The sequence below is a fragment of the Paratractidigestivibacter sp. genome (genome assembly GCF_963660155.1).
In the GTDB taxonomy this organism is placed as follows: domain Bacteria; phylum Actinomycetota; class Coriobacteriia; order Coriobacteriales; family Atopobiaceae; genus Paratractidigestivibacter.
This window is the reverse complement of sequence record NZ_CAVKWG010000004.1, coordinates 1-19,207: the sequence shown is the minus strand read 5'-3', so window position 1 is coordinate 19,207 and position 19,207 is coordinate 1. Positions and strand designations below refer to the sequence as shown.

The following is a 19,207-nucleotide window of genomic DNA, read 5'->3' as shown; positions in this document are numbered from 1 at the left end:
CTGGGCTACACTCAATTACAGTTGTAAATGAACCTGAGGAGCAAAGAATGAAGATCACAACGACCAACTCACCCCGAAAAGCAGTGGTTGCCGGGCTTCTGGGTAGTCTTGCGCTCGCCGCCGCCTTTACAGCACCTTCTCAAAGCGCCCTCGCCGTCGACGATGTCGTCGATTCCGAGGCAGCCGCTCAGGCCGAGACGGTCTATAACGGCTGGAGCAGTGACAAGAGCCGCTGGTACGACGACGGCCAAATGGCTACCGAGCACGCGTTTTATGACCCCGAGTCCCGTGAATGGTATTGGGCGGACGCCGACGGCTCGATCGCCAAGGGCAAGGACGTATACATCCCCCGCGACGAGTCCAAAAAGAACGCCGACGGAACCTGGGCCGACACCAACGGCAAGTGGGTCCGTGTCGATGAGAGCGGCGTGATGCTCAAGGGCCTTAGCGATGACCACGGCAATTATTACTACTTCGACGAGATTACCGGTGAGATGTATCACGGCGAGCATCTGCTCGACTCCTCCATTTGGCATGGCGACCCCACAGTTAAACAGGGGCTTTCTTGGTACCACTTCGACGAGGTCACCGGCGTGATGGACCGCGACAAAGATGTCTACATCGGCTCTAACGGCGGCAAGTGGTGTCGCTACGACGAGAACGGCTGCATGGTCCACGGAGAAGACTACCGTCAGTCCAAAGATGACGGCCAGATGCACTGGTGGTATTTCGACGATGTCACAGGAGCCATGGCCAAGGGCCTGAACACCCGTTATGTGAAGAGCGCCGGAGAAAACAAGACCTATTATTATGACGAGGTTATGGGCTGGATGCTCTATGGCACCCAGTGGGTCAACGGCACCCCCATGGTCTTCGACAGCGTCTTCGGCTGGTACACGGGCAACGGCGGCTATGCCGGCTCGTCTTCCGCCGTGTCATACACCAACAAGACCGTGAAGAAGCTACTCGAGACCGCCGAGTCGCTCGAGTCCAAGAACTCTGGGCTGTGGTATGGCTCGACCGTCACCGTGCAGCCCCACAACACGCAGCTCAGGTTGACGTGCGACGCGTTCGTCGCTTATGTTCACTACCTGTGCGACGTGCAAGCTTGGGATTCTTGGGGCGGCAGCGACTGGTGGAACGACTCCTCCTTTAACGCCCAGATCAAGTGGGTCAAGAGCCTTGGTAACCTCAAGTACAACATCAACGAGCTCGAGCCCGGCGATATAGTGTTCTACGGCACTTCCGAGACGAACCTGCGTCATGCCGCCATTTACAAGGGCAACGGGGTCATTATTCACTCTGCCGATAAATCCAGCGGCATCACCGAGGGGCCTGTATCGGATCTCAACGACTTTGTTGCCGGCGGATCGGCGATGAAAAAGTAGGGGGCATAGACGTCCCTTGCGCGACAGCGAAAGGCGACCGGCTCGGTGCCGGTCGCCTTTTTCTTAATTTACGGCCATCGAACCTCAGAGAGGATTGCCCTAGCTCCAGTACGGATGGCCGTACCCAACAATGCACCACTCGCGAATGTTGTACCATCTGGCAACAATACCAGGCTCACTTGCCTCTGCCAGCAACACGGAGTTGCCGTTGATTGCGACGACGATAGCTGCGTGCCCAGCGGGGACACCCATGTCATCCGTCCATCCAGGGTAATGGAAAAACGCGATGTCGCCTATGCGGGGAGAATAGTCCAGGCGGCCCCGGCTCTGATACCAGTAGTAATTGTCGTGAGGCCAGCCGGAGGTCTCGCCCCCAGAAAGGAAGTCGCCGAGGCCGGCGTGCCGGAAACACCACCAGACGTAGGCCATGCAGGGCCCCCATGAACAGATGCGCCCACCGGCCGACGTGAGTTCACCATTACAATCGATGTCTTGCCCATACGTTGTGTTAATAACGCCGATGAGCTTTTGCGTGAGCTGATCCTCACTAAGGCGAGCACCGGTGCACTCGTCGAAATAATACGGGCGATCATCGATCATCTGAGCACCGTAAACCATCCAACCGAAGGTCTGGTCATAGTAGACCCACTTGCCACCGCTTGAGTCGACCCAGCAAAAGCCCTTGCGCATTTGTGCAGTCGTAGTATCGAAATACCACCAATGCCACTGGCCATCGTCCTTGGAAACTCGATAGTCCTCACCCTTGACCATGGAGTAGTCGTCGCTTACGCGTACCCACTTGCCATACCCATTGTTACGCCAGTCTCCAGACTCGGCCTCATTGTTAACGGGGATGTAGGTATCCTTGTTACGAGCAAGAACGCCGCCAGCATCCGCCCAGTACCAACGGTCAGTCACGGGGTCCCAAAAAGCATGCTCCTCGACAGGGCGCCCGTTCTCGTACCAATAGCGGTTGCCGGATGCTTCGTCCTCATAAAACACAAGGTGAGGGGTGGTCAAAACACCATTCACGTAGTACTCAAGAGTGCCATCGCTGGACTTGACCCAACCATTCTTCGCATTGTTTGCGGCGAGCTCGACTTGACATTGCCCCTCAACGGAAGCAGGGAAATCCTGAATTTCTGTATCGTGCGCGTCTTCAATGATCTCGTCAGCAGCAAGCCCCGACGACTCAATCTCGTGGGATTCGCTTGGCCCGATCTCCTCAAGGCCTTCAGTCGTCGTACCCTCATCGTCAACTTCAACCTGAGGCTTTACGTCAGTAGGGTCAGAGTCATTCACATCTCCGTCTTCGGCGGTCGCACCATTTGAGACCTCGGTGCTCGTCTCAAAATCTGACGGGAAAGTGTCGCCATTTGAAGCTGCCAGATCTTCGGTTGTCTCCGTTTCGACCCATGCGGCATCATCTATCTCGACCTCGACGATGCTTTCATCGGCATATATGTCAGATGCTTCAGGTAAAGATTCCACAGCAAGCGCGGGCGCCGCAATCATCGCAATTGTCAGACCGAGCGCACAAGCAAAGCCGGAGTAACCCCCACGTATCCAGGATTTATGCATAATCCCCCCCCCATAGCCATTGGTTTCGATTTATCGAAAATAACGAGAACTCGTTACCGAACTCAATTTGTGAATGTTTACCGACCTATCCCTCGCCGAAAACATAACCTATCCGCACCTGCAGCGCTAAACGGCATGAGCAGATAAAAAAACGGCATAACGTATACGCTCTTTGCCTCCCAAAGCAAATAGCAACCAAAACCAGTGAAGAACACAGCCGCAAAGAGTAGCCTTCCAAGGTCGTGGGTGCCCCCAAATGCGAACGAACCGACGAACGCAACAAGAGCGAGTCCATAGATAACGAGCTGGTACCCATCCATAAACGACGTCCATACACCGCCGGGGGACGTTGCCCCCAAAGCGCCATAGGCATCGTAGTAATCGTTCGTGTAACGCACAATATTAAAGTTGGAGTAAGTCACCGAGCAGAAGGTAGGCTCCGCCCACTCGGAGGCCAGCTTCTCAGCAAAGAAAGTCACGCATCCAAGAGGATCGCTAGCAAATCCCGAAATATTCGACACTAATTGCTCGGTCGCCATCTGGGACTGCTTGCTGACCTCTCCCCCACTTTTGACATAGATCTCCGCAGCCCGAGTATCCCACCAGCCAGCCATCCCGCAGTTCTCGCTTGTCTCGGTACCTAGCATGATCCAAGAAATCTTAGGCATGCCATCACCAAAATCGTTGCCCGTCTTGGTTTCTACCAGCCTGGTCGGAATCACGGAGAGTCTCGAAGAAATAACAATACAGATGCACAATAAAATCAGCGGCAGGGGATTACGTTCCTTAAGAGCGGCATAGAGCCATGCAATAGCGGCCGCAACACCAAAAAGGATGAACGTGCTCTTAATGATCATCATTAGCGCGAGGGGCACAAACGATAGACCAATAAGAGAAGCCCGGGAAGGCATGCTCTTGGCCAGGAGCGCCCGAAGCTGAAGATATAAGAACAAGACCCCGAAACCGAATCCAATGCTATTTCCGTAAACGAAACCGGCCGAAAGCTGCATAGGCAAGCAAAATAGCAGGAGTAATGCCAGACGGGTTCGGCTTTCGGACGTCTTCAGGAAGGTTCTACCCATCGCATAGACCAAGGCCAAGGAGAGCTCGTTGAAAGCCACATTGATCAGCTGCAGGGTCAAAAACGCGTAGAAATCCCCCACAAGCTTATAGATAAGGTAGAAGTAACAGAAAATGCCGCATTGATAGGGATAGTACGAGAAGTAAACATAGGCGTTGCCATCAAGGTTGCTGAGCGTGGCTGCGCCCTCGTTCACAAACAGAGACCAGTCACCCTTTGCAGCGGAAGACGCATAGGCCAGAAGGCGCTGCGAGTCTGCGAACCCGGAGTCAACGGCATTCTGACGCACAACCCACCACACGGAAAACGTCGTGGTAATCACCATGACCGTGGTAAAGACAACCCTTTCGGGACAACGCGAGCAAACCTTACCCAAAAGTAGAAGCACCGCAAGAAATACCGCGGCACAGAGGATGCCAGATGCCGGGGCGGGCCAATCCGCAGAAAAGAGCCAGCTTAGGGTTTGGGTCTCCTCTTCGGGATCGTATATAAGTCCCGTACAAGCAAACGAAAGCGAAAAGACGACAGCAAGAAACAGCGTCGAGAAAGTCAAGAGCAGGAAGGCCCCTAGGTTTGCCAACGTGTCGAGCGCGGGTACCTTTTGCTTTTGGGCCGGAGTTTCACAGAAATGCTTTAGGTTACTCAACGGCTCTCATCGCCTTAAGATGCCCAAGCGCCCCGGAGAAACAAGGAGCCGCCGAGCTAATAACGTAGGCAACCATAAAGTCCGCCACACAACGTGCGACAGCCAGAAGAGCCCATGAGCCCTGGATTGGCGCTCGGCTCATCGTGTCAACAATAAGGCCCCATCGGAGCACATCGTCCTCAAAAATGTGCACACAGAGCGCGACGAGCGTAATGGTCCCGAGCCTGGCCAAGAGGCACCAGAACCCTGTTTTGCCCACCGGCCCCCTTTCGAGTGCGCAGCAGAGTCCGATTACGCAGAAAGACCCAGCAACCGCTCCTGACACGTTGCGCACAAATGCGAGGGGCGTGTTTCCGTAACCGCACATTGCCATTGAGAACCCCTCGTAGCCGACAAAAGCCCACACCCAAATTCCGGCGAAAATAACCCAAACAATGGGGTGCATAGCTCCGCGATCAAAAAGGCTGTATCGGCGCGCATACGCACCGAGCGTAACGAACGGCACGGCACAAAGGCCGCATTGAATATCAAAAGGCAAGTAGATGTATTTAGCGGAACACCACCCGAGCAAAAAACAGATGACGCTGACCAGAGGTGCTGCCTTTGTCTTGAAGCCGAAGATGGTGAATAAACGCGCCCAAAACAACGCAAGAAGGAACCAGATCCCGCCGATGCGATACACCTGAGGCCAAACAGCAAGCCCCTCGCCCGCAATATCCCCCGCGCCGTAAACCGCAGCCGATAGCCAGTCCTTAAAGAGCTGTAGGGTTGAACCCTGGTCGCGTAGAACCAAATTGGAGACGCAGGAGCCAACCACAACAGCGCCGGCGCCAATCGCATACGGCCTCAAGAGACTTCTTGCTTCTCTTCCACAATCAAACGGTTTGTCTGTATGCAGAAAGTATCCGCTCACGATAAAAAACAACGGTAAATGAAAGGTGAACGCAAGCGCCACAACCTTGCTGGCGCTCGCGCTCCCACTTTGGAATCTAATTGCCGTATGGCCAATGATTACGGCCGCTAGGGCTACGGACTTGGCTACGTCAAAAGCCTTGATACGCTGAGTCAAAACTGACCACCTAGTCGGAAAGTCCCAGGTACTTCTTCCAGAAAGCAACAGAGGTCATCTTGGGAAGCGCCTCAGAGTACGCGCGCTTGAGTTCGTCGTAACGCTTGCGGTAATCGGCCTTATCGGCCTGATAGCGCTTCTCGAGCTCCTGGAACTTAGCTGCGTCCTTGTGGCGGATAACGGCTTTGCCGTTAGTAATGTCGACGGCGACGATATACTCAGCACCGTAGAGCTTGCCAATGGGCTCAGCCCAGCCCACATTGTCGATGACCACAACCTTGCCGTCCTCGGTAACCTTGCCGAAGGAGCGGTTGCCGTTTCGGGTAATCGCGTACTTCTTGCCGCTGCGACCGTCGAGGGGGCGGTCGCGGAAGATTTTCCAGTCGGTCAAACCGTCGACATCTACGCCTAGCTCGACAAGCTCGCCACGCAGCTCATCGATGGGGCGCAGTTTCTCGGCGTTCTTGTTCGCGTCCATAAAAGCCTTCTGCGCAACCGGCTGCATAATCCACTCCGGGCCCTTGAGAAAGTCTTCGATGCCCTGGAGCACAAGCTCGGCATTGGCATAGTTGAACTTGGAGAGCTCAAGGTTAAAGGCACCGCGAATCTGAGCGGCAAAGTCGCTCATGGGTGCAAAGTTGCTTGCGAACTGATCGATAAGACAGTTGCGCGTCATCTGGTATCGCTCCTGAGCCGCGTTATAGCGCATGCGGAACGAGAGGTGCCAGATGCAGATGCTGTTCATCGTGATGAACTTCGGCTTACAACGACGGCTATACTCCACGTCGTCACCGCGCACGAAAACCGGAACCGGTAAGCCGTGCTTCTCAATCTGAGTCATCGGGATAACGCAGTACCACCAAGCAGCATAGTGCTGCTCTTGGTCAACGCAGTCAGAAATATAGGTAGGAATATCAAAGGTTTCGTTAGCCACAACGTCGTGAAGCACATCCATGCGAGCGACAGGCTTGATAGGATGGAACGCGCCCTCCCGACCGATGTAGCCCATCTCCTCCCAGCGAACGTACGGCTCGTCCATGTTCATCATTGCGCCGGAAATGAATGCGTCCTTGTACTCGTCATTCACCAGGCTAAGCAAATTGAATGTCCTGATGATGCTCTCCGGCGAAATCAGCACGTCGTCGTCCATAAGAAGAGCGTGCGTTGCCTTCGGGTTGGACTCCATGGCCTCGATCATGCCGCGCGCGAAGCCACCCGCGCCACCGGCATTGTCGTTGGGATGAACACTCACGCCGTCGCTGTCGAGTGCCTCGACGTCGAGCGTGCGGCCATTGTCTACCACGTGCATATGGAAGTGGCCGGCGATGGCATCGTCACTACCAAGAATCTGATCCTTGACGAGGCCGATATTTCGAGTGATGAAGTCTTCTTTCTTGAAGGTTGTGGTACAAAGTGCGAGCTCGACTTCGCGGACCTGCTCCCGCTCGACCATGGCGTAATAGTAGCCGCCGCGGAACTGCACGTCGCCCTCACACTCAATAGCGAACGCCACAATGACGTCGCTTGGGCCCTCAACGATTTCGAAGTCGACGGTCTGCCAATCTGCGGAGGCCTCGATCTTCCTCACAGTACCCTCGACGGCATCGGAGTAGTAGCTGAAGGCACCCGCACGCGTCTGGTAGACGCTGCACGCCGATCCTCGGACCTCAAAGTGCAAACCGAACTTTTCGGCAAAGCTGTACTTGCGCCACTTCTTAATGGATAGTGCATTGAAGAACGTGGTGAAATCGTGCTTGCCGGCACCTTTAAGGCACCAGTTCCCGTCTTGAATATGAACAAATGGCTTGGTAGAGCGACAAAGCATGTGGGGGGAGCCAAGGAACTGCGGGTCCTCGGAAAGCAGAATGTTTGCGATCTTGAAGTTGATCATCCGTAAAACTCCAATACAAATTCGGTCATACAGGAGCAAGTTTAAAGCAACATACACATTGTCACTGAGAAACGCATGCGCATTCCGTCAGATTCCTCTATATGGAAGCAGCGTCTCATTTGCCCCGTAGCTTGCGAACCGCGGATTTGACAGCCTCGCGGCGCTGCGACCCCTGAGGAAGAAGCGCATCGACGGCGCCGCGTACAACGTTGCCCTCAGAAATTAGCCGTCCCGAGTCAGCGATGTCTTGCTTGTGCTCCAGCTCTTGGCGAAGCTCGCTCTCGCGGCGATCCATCTCTCGATACGCAGCGTCCTCACGGTCCTGAGCCTCAATACGGTTCATGTGGTGCATACCAAGAAGCCGCTCGTAGAATGGGGTCTCGCGCGCATACATCCAGAAGAACTCGCCGAGATCGCAAGGACCGGGCTTCCACGGCTTCTGGAAGCCGGCGTAATGCAGAATCTTGGGGCGCCTATAAGCCGCCGTGAAGGCATCGAAGACGTCGGCAGGCGCATGCGTGAACACTTTGGCGATGCGACCGCAGCAGTCGTTCATCACGTTCCAGGCGTTGTCCAGGTACACGACGCGGCCCTGGCAGCGGGCGTTCAGGATGTCCTGGTCGTCGTAGATGTACTTGGGTTCGGCGGCAATCTCGAGCCACTTCTGGAACGGGTAGAGCTTGCGCATCTCGGCGGTGTTCAGCACGAGGACGCCGGCCTGGAAGTAACCGTAAGGCTCGACGAGCCCGAGCACCTCGCGGGAATACTTCATGCGCTCGCCATCGCTCATGTTGAGGTTGCCCAAATAGTCAATATCGCGCGCGGCTGCTATGAGGTTTTCGCCCAGCTCGACCGAGAAGAGCTCGGACACGTCGCCCTGCACGATGAGGTCGCTGTCGAGGTAGACGACCTTATCGTAGCTCGGCAGGATCTCCTGGATGAGGAAACGGTAGTAGGTCTCAACGGAGATGTGCCCGTTGCTGGTCTGCAGGTTGAGGTCGCCCACATAGCCGTCGACGTTTACGCAGCGGACGCTCGCGTTCTCAAAGCTAGCGAAGAAGTCGTCCAGAAGGCGGCTGTAGTAAGGACCGATGTCCCTCTCGAGGATATAGACGTCGTAGAAACAATCCTTAGACGCGTTGACGAGCATGGAATAGACGGCGGTGGTGACCATGGGAACGTAGTTGATATCCGCGGCGAAGACGACTGGCACGACAGGCTTGCCCTGGCCGTCGGCGCACTCCAGGCGCGGCTCGCTCGCATGGTCGGGCTGCTCGAAGTGGACGCACTGGACCTGCCTGTGCTTAAGCACGGGGTTCACTCGCTTCTCGTGGGCAAGCCAAATGTTGAAGAGACGCTCGGAGAGGTGGCCCGGCGTGCGCAGCGCCTCGTGCGAGAGAAGCGCCGTGTCCCAGCCGGCGATGAACCTCTCGAGGATGGGAAACATCCACTCGCAGTAGCGGAAGAAAAGCTCGCGGCGCATGATGTACATGTTGCAGAAGCAGGTGAGATGCCCCGCGAGGTAGGCGTCGGCATCGGCGGCGTAGTCGGGTTGCAGCTCCTTGAGGATCTCGATCACGCGGTCGAGATCGGCGATCTTGAGGTACGGCGCGCGGCTGTAGTGGTCGTACGTGCTCTCGTAGTGCTCCGGGAAGTCACGGAGGTCCTTGACGCCCGTGGTCACGACGTCGTAGCCCTCGATGGCGGCACGGATGGAGTCGTCGTCCAGGCCGTAGCGGGCGCGGGTCCCCCAGCCGATCTTCTCGCCCTCCATGACCTCGCCATAGGGGTTCTCCTCGTGCTCGACGTCGGAGAAATCGAAGTAGCGGCGATAGTGGCAGAAGCCGTAATACTTGGCGTCCGCGTTCTTCCAGGCCCAGTACTGGGTCGTGAGCTCGCAATACATCGCGTTCTGCGCGGAGATGTTGTTGCCCGTGTCGTCTTGATAAGCCCATAGCAGGCGGCGTCGAGGCGAGCAGGCGCCCACCTGGACCGGTTGCAGCACGTTGCTGTGGAAGAGGTCGACGTTCTTGTGCGTGGTCACGAAGATGCGGACGTCCTCGGCCTCGTAGGCGGAGGCCATGCTGAGCGTAGGCGCGTCGGCCGCGGTCGAGGCGGCAAAGCCATTGATGCGCTCGAGGTCGAAGAGGTGGCCGCGAGCCGTCTCACGCATGGACCGATACTCAACGGAGAGGCCCTCTCCGCCTCGCCTTTCGATATCCTCTCCCAAGAAAAAGAGGCGGAAACAGTACGAGTCTTCATTTACAGGGACTCCGCCGACGTAAGCGGCGTAAGCGACGTCACGCGCCAGACGCATGAGCTGTGTGGCAATAGCATCGTGGCCGAGCTCGTCTGCCGCCAGGCCAGCGACAGCCTTTTTATCGGCATTCGAGACGCGCGTCTGCCAATCGTTCATGAGCAGGTCGAGCAGTTTTGACTTGGCACCAGCGGCAAAAGCCTGCAGGCCATGGGCATCGGCGTAGGCATCCGTCGCGTCCATGCAGGCGCGGAACTGCTTGCAGAAGCGGGCGAACGTATCGGCATCGATGCCGCTCGTGCCCGTCACGCCGCGGCCGAAGTGGTAGTTAAGGAGCCGCACGTCGTTGACCGTGACCTGCGAAGCCGCCTTGTCGGCAAGCACGAAGAACTCGTAGCAGTCCTCCGCGCGCTCGAGGCGCTCATCGGTCATGGCGGCGAAGGCCTCACGGGCAAGCTGCAGCTTGTAGGCTCGCTGCGTGACGCGCCAGTCCTGAAGATAGCCGCCATCGGCAACGAACACCGAGGTCATGAGCTCGTCATGGCCCCAATCGGCCTGCTCGCCGTTCACGTTCTTCTCAAAGCCCTCGCAGGCCTCGGGCGTCGCACCGTCGGCGATAACGCTGATGCCGAAGTGCGCGATGTCGGCAGGACGCTCGTTCAACGCGCAGGCAAGCTGCTGCAGTCCGTCGGACGAGAAGTCGTCGTCCGCGTCCAGGAAGATGACGTAGTCGCCCGCGCACTCGGCCACGCCGGCGCGGCGAGCGAGGTGCAGGCCGACGTTATTCGCGAGGTCGAGCACGCGGAAGCGCGCATCGGCATCCGCAAAGCGATGCGCCACGGCGCTCGTATCATCAGGGCTCGCGTCGTTGACGACGACGCATTCCCAGTCGCTGAACGTCTGGTTGGCGAGGCTCTGCAGGCAAGCGGGAAGATACTCGCTGTTCTTGTATGCGGTAACAACTACGGAGAAAGTCGGCACGACGAAAGCCTTTCTCGAGGCGGACGGTGTCTTCACAAGAGTTTATTAGTATATCGCGCCCGTTAACCGCATACACGCTGGACGAGTTTTCGCCAGAGCTTACGTGAAGCGGGAGCGATGGTCTCGATGTCGGCAAGGTGGCGGCGGGCGGCGTCGCGCATGAAGCGGTAACGTTCGGAGCCCTCCCCGCAGACGTGCGCATCGACGGCCTCAACCTGATCAAGAAGGGCATAGAGGTCGTCATCCTTCTTCGGATAGGCGCCGGAATCGTAGAGCGCGTAGGCGCGGTCGCGGACAAAACGCCAGAGCTCGCCGGCCAACGCATCAGGTTCCCAGTCGCCTTCGATGCGCTCGATGGCGCCGGGGCACTCGGACAGCGAAAGGCCGTCGGCCATCTCGTTGGCCACGTGCTCGATGAGGTGGTCGCGGACGTCGGCGAGCCGTGCCGCCCAATCGCTTCGCGCGGAGGCGACGTCGGGGCGAGCGACGTAGTCGCAAAGAAGCGAGAGCGCACGGGAGTCGAGCCTGCTCACGCGCGCGAGCTTGTCGACGGTATAGTTGCCGGCCATGGTCTCGCCGCGGCCGAGGTGGTACACGTACCAGGCCTCCCCCACCGCACGGTAGGTCTTAGCCGACGACGAGAGAATAAAGCTCAGGTAGAGGTCATCGGAAAGGGTGAGCTCAACGTCGGCGGCGCGGCCCCAGCAGGCGCGGGCAAAGTCGCCCCGATACGCCTTGTGGTGCACGTGCCAGTCGAAGCCGTCCTCGAAAGCGAACTGCCGCACCAAGATCTCGTCCCCCGCGAGCTCGCGCGCAGGCGGCGTGAGGAAGCTCTCCATGCCGTCACGAGCGGCGGCGGCGTCGCCGGTCTCGGCCACGACGCGGGCACCGAAGTGCAGGATGTCGACGGGAGAATCGGCCAAAGCGCCGTCGATGGCGGCAAGAGAACCCTCGGCAAGCGCGTCGTCCTGGTCGAGCAGCAGCACAGAGTCGCCAGCCGACGCAAGCACGCCGTCTCGGCGAGCGCGGAGCGTCCCGCCGTTCTGCGAGCGGTGCACGACTTTGACCTGCGGCGCATTGGGGAACATCGTGTCCAAGGCATCGCCTGTGAGCCCAGGGTCGCGATCATCGACGACAATGACCTCCACATCGTCGCGCCCCTGCCCAAGGACGCTCTGCACGGCCTCCTCTATGTGCGCAAGGCCGTCGTAGTACGGGATGATTATCGAGAAACGAGGGGTCATAAGACTCTCCAGACCACGGTTTACGCCCTCTTTTATAATAGGGATTGCTCTACGCAAGCGAGAGAAAGAACAGCGGATGCAAATCAATTCCCTCGGCCTTTGCCGCGCAAGCGAGAAAATCTATGAGAAGCTGGAGGTGACGGGGCTTGAGGATGACCAGCACCTCGCCGTCGTGGTCTCCGATGGCTGCGGCTCGCCGCTTCCCTGCGAGCTTTTCGACCTCGGCAACAGCGAGTACGTCGCCGTAACCCCAGACCTGCCGATCAAAGAGGCCTCCTACACGCTCGCCGCCGTCGATTCCTGCGGACAGGTCGGCCAGACCGAGCAGCACGGCGTCGATTTCGAGGCGGCCAAATGGCAGTCTCGCATCAACTATCGCCTGCACAAGGACGCCTGCGCGCAAATCCGCTGCTACGACGAGACGCACCCGGCCGACCACTCCGAGACGAGCCTCAAGGTGATGCAGGTCACTTCTTGCCCCACCTGCATGAAGTTCAGGATCCGGCTGCGCTTCCCCGGAGCAAAGCCCGGCAAGCTGCGCCTCGTCCTGCTGCGCGCCGAGAACCTCGCGCCCGTGGCGAGCGACTACACGCCGATGGGCGAGGCAAAGCTTCCAGCCGAGGGTCCCGGAGTCCCGCCCGACCGTCGAATCACGGTAACCGTCAACGTTCCGTGGGACGCAGAAGACCTCATTGCATATGCCTGGGAGGAGGGCCAGGAGGGACTTCTCATCCAACAGCGCCTTAACAAAAGCGGTTGGGACGCCATGCGTCAGCAACTCGACAACCTCTTCTTTAATAATGCCGGCGAGGATCCCTACTACGATGAATGGTTCCGTATCCATCGAACAACCAAACACACAATCGGGCTCCAGAGGAAAGTTAGGTTTGAGCTCAACCCGAAGTTCAGCATCATCGTTCCGCTCTACAAAACACCCGTAGGCTTTTTCGAGGAAATGATCACTTCCGTTGAGGCGCAGTCCTACGCCAACTGGGAATGCGTGTTAGTCAACTCAACGCCAAACGATCTCGAGCTCAAAACGTGCATAGACAAAGCTACCGAGCGCGATAGGCGCATTAAAGTAATTGAACTCGAGAAGAACCTCGGGATCTCACTTAACACGAATGCTGGGATTGCCGAGGCCACGGGCGACTACATCTGTTTCTTCGACCACGACGACCTGCTCGAACCGGATATCCTCTTCGAGTACGCTAAAGCCATTAACAACGATCGAGCTGTCGACCTCATCTACTGCGACGAGGATAAAATCGCGCCCGACGGCAAGCATCGTGAGCCCTCATTCAAGCCCGATTTCAACCTCGACCTGCTTTATAACAGCAACTACATCTGCCACATGCTATGCGTGCGGACGAGCATCCTCGCGCAGATCGAGCCGAACACCAAGGAAAATGATGGCGCTCAGGACTACAACACCACGTTGCAAGTAATCGAGAGAGCACAGCGCATTTGCCACATACCTCGGATGCTTTATCACTGGCGAATTAGCGAAAATTCAACTGCCGGACCTGCCGAAGCCAAGTCTTACGCAACCGAAGCCGGAGTTCTGGCCTTACAGTCGCATATGGACCGAAGGGGCCTCAAGGCGAAGGTCACCGATGGAAAGGTACCGTTTACGTTCGATGTGGCCTATGCCGTGCCGGAGCCAACGCCGCTCGTTTCGATCATCGTTCCTACTTACGAGCACGTTGATTTGCTGCGCGCCTGCGTAGAGTCGATTTTCGAAAAGAGCACGTACGTGAATTTCGAGCTCATAATCGTCGAGAACAACAGCCGTAAACAGGAAACCTTCGATTACTACAAATCGCTCGAGTCAGACCCGCGTGTTAAGGTCATTACCTGGAAAGGCCTAGGTTTCAACTTCTCGGAACTCATAAACCTTGGGCGAAGTCACGCGAAGGGCGATTATCTACTGCTGCTCAACAATGACACCGAGGTAATCACCTGTGACTGGATTGAACGCATGGTGGGCAACGCCGCGCGCCCCGAGATTGGCTGCGTAGGAGCAAAGCTCTATTACCCGGATGACACAATTCAACATGCTGGGGTCGTCTTCGCCGACGGGGCCGCGCACTCCTTCGGTGGCATGCCCCGCGAGAACGAGGCCTATTTCAGGCTCGCAGTAACCCAGCGCGACGCTATTGCCGTAACGGGCGCCTGCCTCATGGTCTCGGCGGAGCTGTTCGACTCGGTTGGCGGGTTCGACACAGAGTTAGCCGTCGCCTTCAATGATGTCGATTTTTGCCTGAAGATGCTCGCGCTTGGAAAATTCAATGTTTTCCTCCCGGATGTAGAGCTCTACCACTACGAATCCGTCTCTCGTGGGTTCGATGAAGATATAGAGGGGCAAGGGCGCTTACGAGTTGAGGACTCCCTATTCAAGCAGCGCTTCGCTAGGCAGTTCAACTATCGCGACCCCTATTACAACCCCAACCTTATTCCAAGGTGCCCAGAGGCCCGCTATTATCACTTCTAAAGCCGACGCTGCCCGGCCCCTCGTGGGAGCTGGGCAGCGTTACTTGTGGCACAGGCCCTCTTTACAGCCCGTACCAGGCTATTTTCTCATCGCGCCAACCGGCCGCGACGATGTTCTTGAGCTCGTCGGCTTTAGTGGTGTAGTGGTGCGTGCCGGTAACGGCGAACGGGTTGTACGTGCGATACACCGCGACGCCATCGGTGGCGGCCGAGTACCAGCCGATGCCTTCATCGGTCCATCCGGCAGCCTTGCAGGTCTCGACCTCGTCTTTTTTGGTCGTGTAGTGGTGGTCGCCGCCTTTTACGTAGCTGTTGTACAGGCGATAAACCGGCGTCCCGGACTTGGCGGGAGCCGTCCAGCCCGTGTCCTCGGAGGTCCATCCCACCTTCGTCAACGAATCGCGCTCGTCGGCGCTCGAAGTGTAGAAACGCTTGCCCGTGTACTTGTTGTACAGGCGATACATCGGGCGCGCGTAATCGTAGTCGGGCGTTTTGTGCGCCGTGGTCCAACCGTAGTGGGACGGTGTGAGGCCCGACTTGAAGGACTTGTCGCTCTTGAGGAAGTACTCGTGGTGGTCCGTGGCCGTCTCGTCCCACGTGAGGTCCGCGTGGTACCACTCGCCCTCGACCTGCACGAGGTTCCAGCTGTGGTTCATGTCCTTGCTCACGACGTAAAGGCACTCCATGCCTGTGCGCCTGAGCAGGAGCTTATACGCGAGCGAGTAGCCCTGGCAAACGGCCTTGCCGCAGACCAGCGCGCCGTACGGGGTGTAGCAAGAGTTGTCGCCCGTGTTCACGTAGGCGGAGCAAGACAAGACGTAGTCGTGGAGCTTGAGCGCGATCTGATAATCGCTCATCGTCTTTGCGTCAACCAGCGCAAGGCCCTTAGCAACGGCAGCCTCTACCTGCGTCTTTATCTGCGGGATCTTGGAAGTGTCTGACACGACGTAGCGCAGCTTGGCATCGACGGCCCGCTCGTCGTCGTTGGCTTTGTCGTCCTTGTTGGCGTCCTCGTACTCGAGGCTGTACTTGGGCGCGACCCAGTAATACTCGGCATTGGCCACGGCGAGGCTGAAGGCGCGGCGCACCTCGCCGCAGGTCGCGTCCTCGGGGAACTCAACTTTGGCGGCGCACTCATCAAAAGCACCAAGAAACTGCTGGTAGAGGGCAAGAACCTTGGCGTCGGTGGATTCTTGGCCGTCGTAGTCGAGCGGCATGACCCCAAGGCCGTCGGGGTCCTTTGCGTCGAGGACCTGCGAAAAGTCGACTTCCTCAAGAGAGGGGCCCGCGGACACCTCCGCTGCCGCGGCACCGCGCGGCAAAACCAGCGCAAGCAAGGTAAACATGCATGCAGCAAGGCCAATGCGAAGCAGCAAGACGGCTTGACAGCTCATGAGTTTCTTAATTATCATCCCCCAAACTCCAGAAGGCCCTGGACCATGTTGTAGATCCTGGTCCCGTACATCTTGTCCGCCGCCCACGTCCCGCTCAGGCCCTCGATAGTCGTGGCGCGGCCGCGGGTCACGTAACCGAAGCGCGAGTCCACGCAGGCGTTGTTCAAGGGCTCGGTCGATGCATACGCCTTAAGGTGCTGCACCTGCGCGCGGATGCCCGTGCGCACATCGGGGAAGGAGTTGCCGCGCACGCCGTTGCCCGTCGCTCCCAAGCCGCCGAAGTTGCACTGCTCGGGCAGCACGTCGCCGCCGAACTGCAGCCAGCCCGTCTCCCACATCATCTGGCAGAAGACGACCTCCGCGCGCACGCCCTCGGCCGTGGCCTCCTCATAGGCGATCTGCGCGAACTGCTCGATATTCGCCGCTCCCTTGCTCGCATAGGTGCTGGACGGGAACGCGTAGCCGACCCACTTATAATACGCGGCCATCTGCTGCGCCGTGGCAAGGGACGTGCCCATGATCGCGTGGCTCGTCCGGTCGGCGGCGTTGCTCACGTTGACCTTAAGCTCCTTGACCTCGAGCGCATACCACGCGACGCCCTCGTCGCGCCATCCGAGCGCGACCACCCAGTCGTGCTCATCCTTGTCGCCCGTGTAGTTGTGGGTGCCGGTCTTTGCGTTGGGGTTGTACTCGCGATAAATCGAAGCCGTATGTGCGTCGTCCGAGTACCAGCCAATCCCCTCGTCTGTCCAGCCGGCGGCGATGCAGGCGGCCTTCTCCTTGGCATCCGTCGTGTAGTGGTGGTTCCCACCGGCAACGTAGCTATTGTACAGGCGATAAACCGGCGTGCTCGATCTCTTGGGAGCGACCCAGCCCTCGCCCTCGTTGTCCCAGCCGACCTCGACAAGGTTGTCCCTCTCGGCGGCATCAGCCGTGTAGAAGTGCTCGCCGGTGTATTTGTTGTACAGGCGATACATTACCTGGCTTCCGCTCGAGGTCGCCAGGGCGGTTTCTGCCGCAAGGAGCAAAAACACACACGCGGCCGAGACAACCGCTACAAGACACGCAGAGAGCCTATTTACGCGCATAAAGTCACCGCTTCCTACTTGACGCCGTACCAACCGATGCCCTCGTCCTTCCACCCGGCCTCAACGAGGCTGTTGCGCTCGGCGGAGTCCGTGGTGTAGTGGTGGGTACCCGTCACGGCGTTGGGGTTGTAGAGGCGATAGACGGCGACGGCCTTGGAGCTGTCGGAGTACCAGCCGATTCCCTCATGCCTCCAGTCCCTGTTCACCAGGTCGATGAGCTCGTCCGCGGAGGTGGTGTAGTGGTGATCGCCGCCCGAGACGTTGGGGTTGTAGAGCCTGTACACGGGATCGCCGGACTTGGGCGCCCGCCAGGCGATGCCCTCGGAGGACCAGCCGCAGTCGATGAGATTCACGCGCTCGGCGGTGCTCGACGTGTAGAAGTGCTCGCCGGTATAACGGTTGTACAGGCGATACATCTTGATGCGGTTCGGGTCGTCGGCCTCCTTTGAGAGGCCGTAGACCTTGGCGATGGCAGTGGCGTCGGCGCGGCCGAGCGCCTGGAGCTTGCCTGTGGTGTTCAGGTAGTTGTAGTAGTCAGACGAGTCGATGAACGCGTGCTCGACGATGATGCCCGGCATGCCGGCGAGCCGCGAATAACGGATGTCGCCGTAGTAGTCGGCATACGTGTCGTATTTGCCGTCGCCGTTGGAGTCGTAGCCGTACCTGCCAACCTCATCGATAATGCGGACCTTCGAGCCGCGGTTCTTGATGCCGAGCTTGTTGAGCTCGGAGAGAATGGAGTCCGCAAGGCTCTTGCCAACTGTGTAGGCGTCCTTGTTGTAGCTCGAGTTGTAGGGATAGTAGACCTCGGCGCCGATGCCGCCGGAAGCGTTGATGTGCAAGCTCACGTAGGCGTCGCAGCCGGCGCCCTTGGCGCGGTTCACACGCTCCTGAAGGGTCGGGCACTCGTTCTGGGTGCGGGTGCAGAAGACCTTGACGCCCGAATAGAGCTCGAGCTCGGCACGGCACGCCTGATAAATCGCCCACGTCATGTCGGCCTCGCGGGCGCCGTTGGAGGTGGCGCCGGAATCGTTGCCGCCGTGGCCGGGGTTAAGCGCGATCAACAGGTTGCCGGAGGCATCGGAAAGCGTCGTGAGGTCGACCTCCTCGGAGAGCAGCTCGTCCTCATCGGCGCAAACCGTCTGCGGCTCGGCGGCGGCGTCGTCGTTGAAGGTGGTCACATTGGTGAGCATGCCCTCGCCCTCCGAAGCCGCGCACACGGCGAAGGTGCGCACGGGGCTCGCGCAGTCGGAGAAGTCGACAACAGCCGAGGCCTCGCCCGCGGTATAGGAAAGCGACGAGAGCGAGTAGGTAGCGGCGGACTCGGGCGTAAAGGAGAAGAGCACGGCGGAGTCGCTGGCGTTAGCGAGCGGTAGGACGGTGAGCTCACTCGTCTCCTCGGTGCGAAGCGTGAGCTCGGCTGTAGCGATGCCGTCGGCCGCGGCCGCGAGACCGAGCGCGATGTGCTGTTCCTCGCCCACAGGAAGGCTCGCCGAGTCGATGTAAACAAACTCGATGACGTCCTCGGAAGAGACGATGTGCGCCTCTGCGCCGAGGGCCTCAGTGGCGGCCGAGAGAGCAACGGGCGCAGCAGCCGCGCCCGAAAGGAAAATTCGCCTGGAAATAGACACAGTAATCGCCTTTCTATAGAACTTTCAAAGCTTGTCTATGGTATACGACCAGCCGGTGCCAAGCACGAGTACTAAGGAAGAGGAGAAGGCCGATAGCGAATAAGGCAGATTCGCGGAACCGTCATTTGCTGATCGGCAGTGCATCCAGGCGTTACCGCAGATCAGCAAATGAGGGCTGCCGGCCTAGGTCGACAGCCCTCATCGGGACGCACAATTTGCCCTATACGCCCCCTTTCGTGGGAACTGAACCATGTTATAAACGCCGAGCAATGGAGCGCAGACTACCTGAGCGGCGTGCAACGATCAACAGCGAACGTTCGTGAATGAGTCGTCTTTGCGCTACTTCACGCCGTACCAGCTGATGCCCTCGGCCCTCCAGCCGAGGCTGACCAGGTGGTCGTTCTCGGCCTTGCTGGTCGTGTAGTTGTGGGTGCCGGTCGTGGCATAGGGGTTGTACTGGCGG

General features: G+C 58.4%; 11 protein-coding genes and 1 pseudogene. 2 read left to right on the top strand and 10 right to left on the bottom strand.

Features of this window, described 5'->3' with window-relative positions; translation table 11 throughout:
- Positions 1 to 47: 47 nt before the first annotated feature.
- Positions 48 to 1,388 (top strand): NlpC/P60 family protein, encoded by a 1,341-nt coding sequence (locus U5709_RS00195; RefSeq protein ID WP_321972444.1) that lies wholly within the window; start codon positions 48 to 50, stop codon positions 1,386 to 1,388.
- A gap of 99 nt (positions 1,389 to 1,487) precedes the next feature.
- Here U5709_RS00195 and U5709_RS00190 read toward each other — a convergent pair whose 3' ends face one another.
- The 6 genes from U5709_RS00190 to U5709_RS00165 all read right to left on the bottom strand — a co-directional run bounded on the left by U5709_RS00190 (position 1,488) and on the right by U5709_RS00165 (position 12,138).
- Complete coding sequence (locus U5709_RS00190) at positions 1,488 to 2,969, bottom strand: CHAP domain-containing protein (protein WP_321972505.1); 1,482 nt, start codon at positions 2,967 to 2,969, stop codon at positions 1,488 to 1,490.
- Between the two features lie 77 nt (positions 2,970 to 3,046).
- A complete protein-coding gene (locus U5709_RS00185; protein WP_321972504.1) occupies positions 3,047 to 4,696 on the bottom strand; it encodes a hypothetical protein in 1,650 nt (549 codons plus the stop codon).
- Positions 4,689 to 5,765, bottom strand: a complete 1,077-nt coding sequence (locus U5709_RS00180; protein ID WP_321972503.1) for an acyltransferase family protein — start codon at positions 5,763 to 5,765, stop codon at positions 4,689 to 4,691. The genes U5709_RS00185 and U5709_RS00180 overlap by 8 nt, the downstream gene beginning before the upstream one ends.
- 10 nt (positions 5,766 to 5,775) lie before the next feature.
- Positions 5,776 to 7,590 (bottom strand): glycosyltransferase family 2 protein, encoded by a 1,815-nt coding sequence (locus U5709_RS00175; protein WP_321972502.1) that lies wholly within the window; start codon positions 7,588 to 7,590, stop codon positions 5,776 to 5,778.
- Positions 7,591 to 7,771: 181 nt separating this feature from the next.
- The gene (locus tag U5709_RS00170) at positions 7,772 to 10,894 is read right to left on the bottom strand and encodes a DUF4422 domain-containing protein (RefSeq protein ID WP_321972501.1); all 3,123 of its coding nucleotides are present in this window, start codon (positions 10,892 to 10,894) and stop codon (positions 7,772 to 7,774) included.
- A 62-nt stretch (positions 10,895 to 10,956) separates the two neighbouring features.
- Positions 10,957 to 12,138: a glycosyltransferase family 2 protein gene (locus U5709_RS00165; RefSeq protein WP_321972438.1), complete on the bottom strand. Its 1,182-nt coding sequence runs from the start codon at positions 12,136 to 12,138 to the stop codon at positions 10,957 to 10,959.
- 76 nt (positions 12,139 to 12,214) lie between these two features.
- Here U5709_RS00165 and U5709_RS00160 point away from each other — a divergent pair, with 76 nt between their 5' ends.
- Positions 12,215 to 14,632 carry a glycosyltransferase family 2 protein gene (locus tag U5709_RS00160; protein ID WP_321972500.1) on the top strand — a complete coding sequence of 806 codons (2,418 nt, stop codon included), beginning with the start codon at positions 12,215 to 12,217 and terminating at the stop codon, positions 14,630 to 14,632.
- Positions 14,633 to 14,693: 61 nt separating this feature from the next.
- Here the strand turns inward: U5709_RS00160 and U5709_RS00155 are convergent, their stop codons facing one another.
- The 4 genes and pseudogenes from U5709_RS00155 to U5709_RS10625 all read right to left on the bottom strand — a co-directional run.
- Positions 14,694 to 16,043 (bottom strand): transglutaminase domain-containing protein, encoded by a 1,350-nt coding sequence (locus tag U5709_RS00155; RefSeq protein ID WP_321972499.1) that lies wholly within the window; start codon positions 16,041 to 16,043, stop codon positions 14,694 to 14,696.
- Positions 16,040 to 17,002, bottom strand: coding sequence for a glucosaminidase domain-containing protein (locus U5709_RS00150; protein WP_321972498.1), 963 nt, complete (start codon positions 17,000 to 17,002; stop codon positions 16,040 to 16,042). The genes U5709_RS00155 and U5709_RS00150 overlap by 4 nt, the downstream gene beginning before the upstream one ends.
- A gap of 125 nt (positions 17,003 to 17,127) precedes the next feature.
- A complete protein-coding gene (locus U5709_RS00145; RefSeq protein ID WP_321972434.1) occupies positions 17,128 to 18,744 on the bottom strand; it encodes an N-acetylmuramoyl-L-alanine amidase in 1,617 nt (538 codons plus the stop codon).
- Between the two features lie 339 nt (positions 18,745 to 19,083).
- Positions 19,084 to 19,207: pseudogene (locus U5709_RS10625) on the bottom strand (hypothetical protein); the annotation flags it as partial.

Bases quoted from the DNA above. Each gene is read 5' to 3' on its own strand.
- U5709_RS00165 (WP_321972438.1), bottom strand. From the start codon at position 12,138: ATGACCCCTCGTTTCTCGATAATCATCCCGTACTACGACGGCCTTGCG.
- U5709_RS00195 (WP_321972444.1), top strand. From the start codon at position 48: ATGAAGATCACAACGACCAACTCACCCCGAAAAGCAGTGGTTGCCGGG.
- U5709_RS00160 (WP_321972500.1), top strand. From the start codon at position 12,215: ATGCAAATCAATTCCCTCGGCCTTTGCCGCGCAAGCGAGAAAATCTAT.
- U5709_RS00155 (WP_321972499.1), bottom strand. From the start codon at position 16,043: ATGATAATTAAGAAACTCATGAGCTGTCAAGCCGTCTTGCTGCTTCGC.
- U5709_RS00190 (WP_321972505.1), bottom strand. From the start codon at position 2,969: ATGCATAAATCCTGGATACGTGGGGGTTACTCCGGCTTTGCTTGTGCG.
- U5709_RS00150 (WP_321972498.1), bottom strand. From the start codon at position 17,002: ATGTATCGCCTGTACAACAAATACACCGGCGAGCACTTCTACACGGCT.
- U5709_RS00175 (WP_321972502.1), bottom strand. From the start codon at position 7,590: ATGCTTTGTCGCTCTACCAAGCCATTTGTTCATATTCAAGACGGGAAC.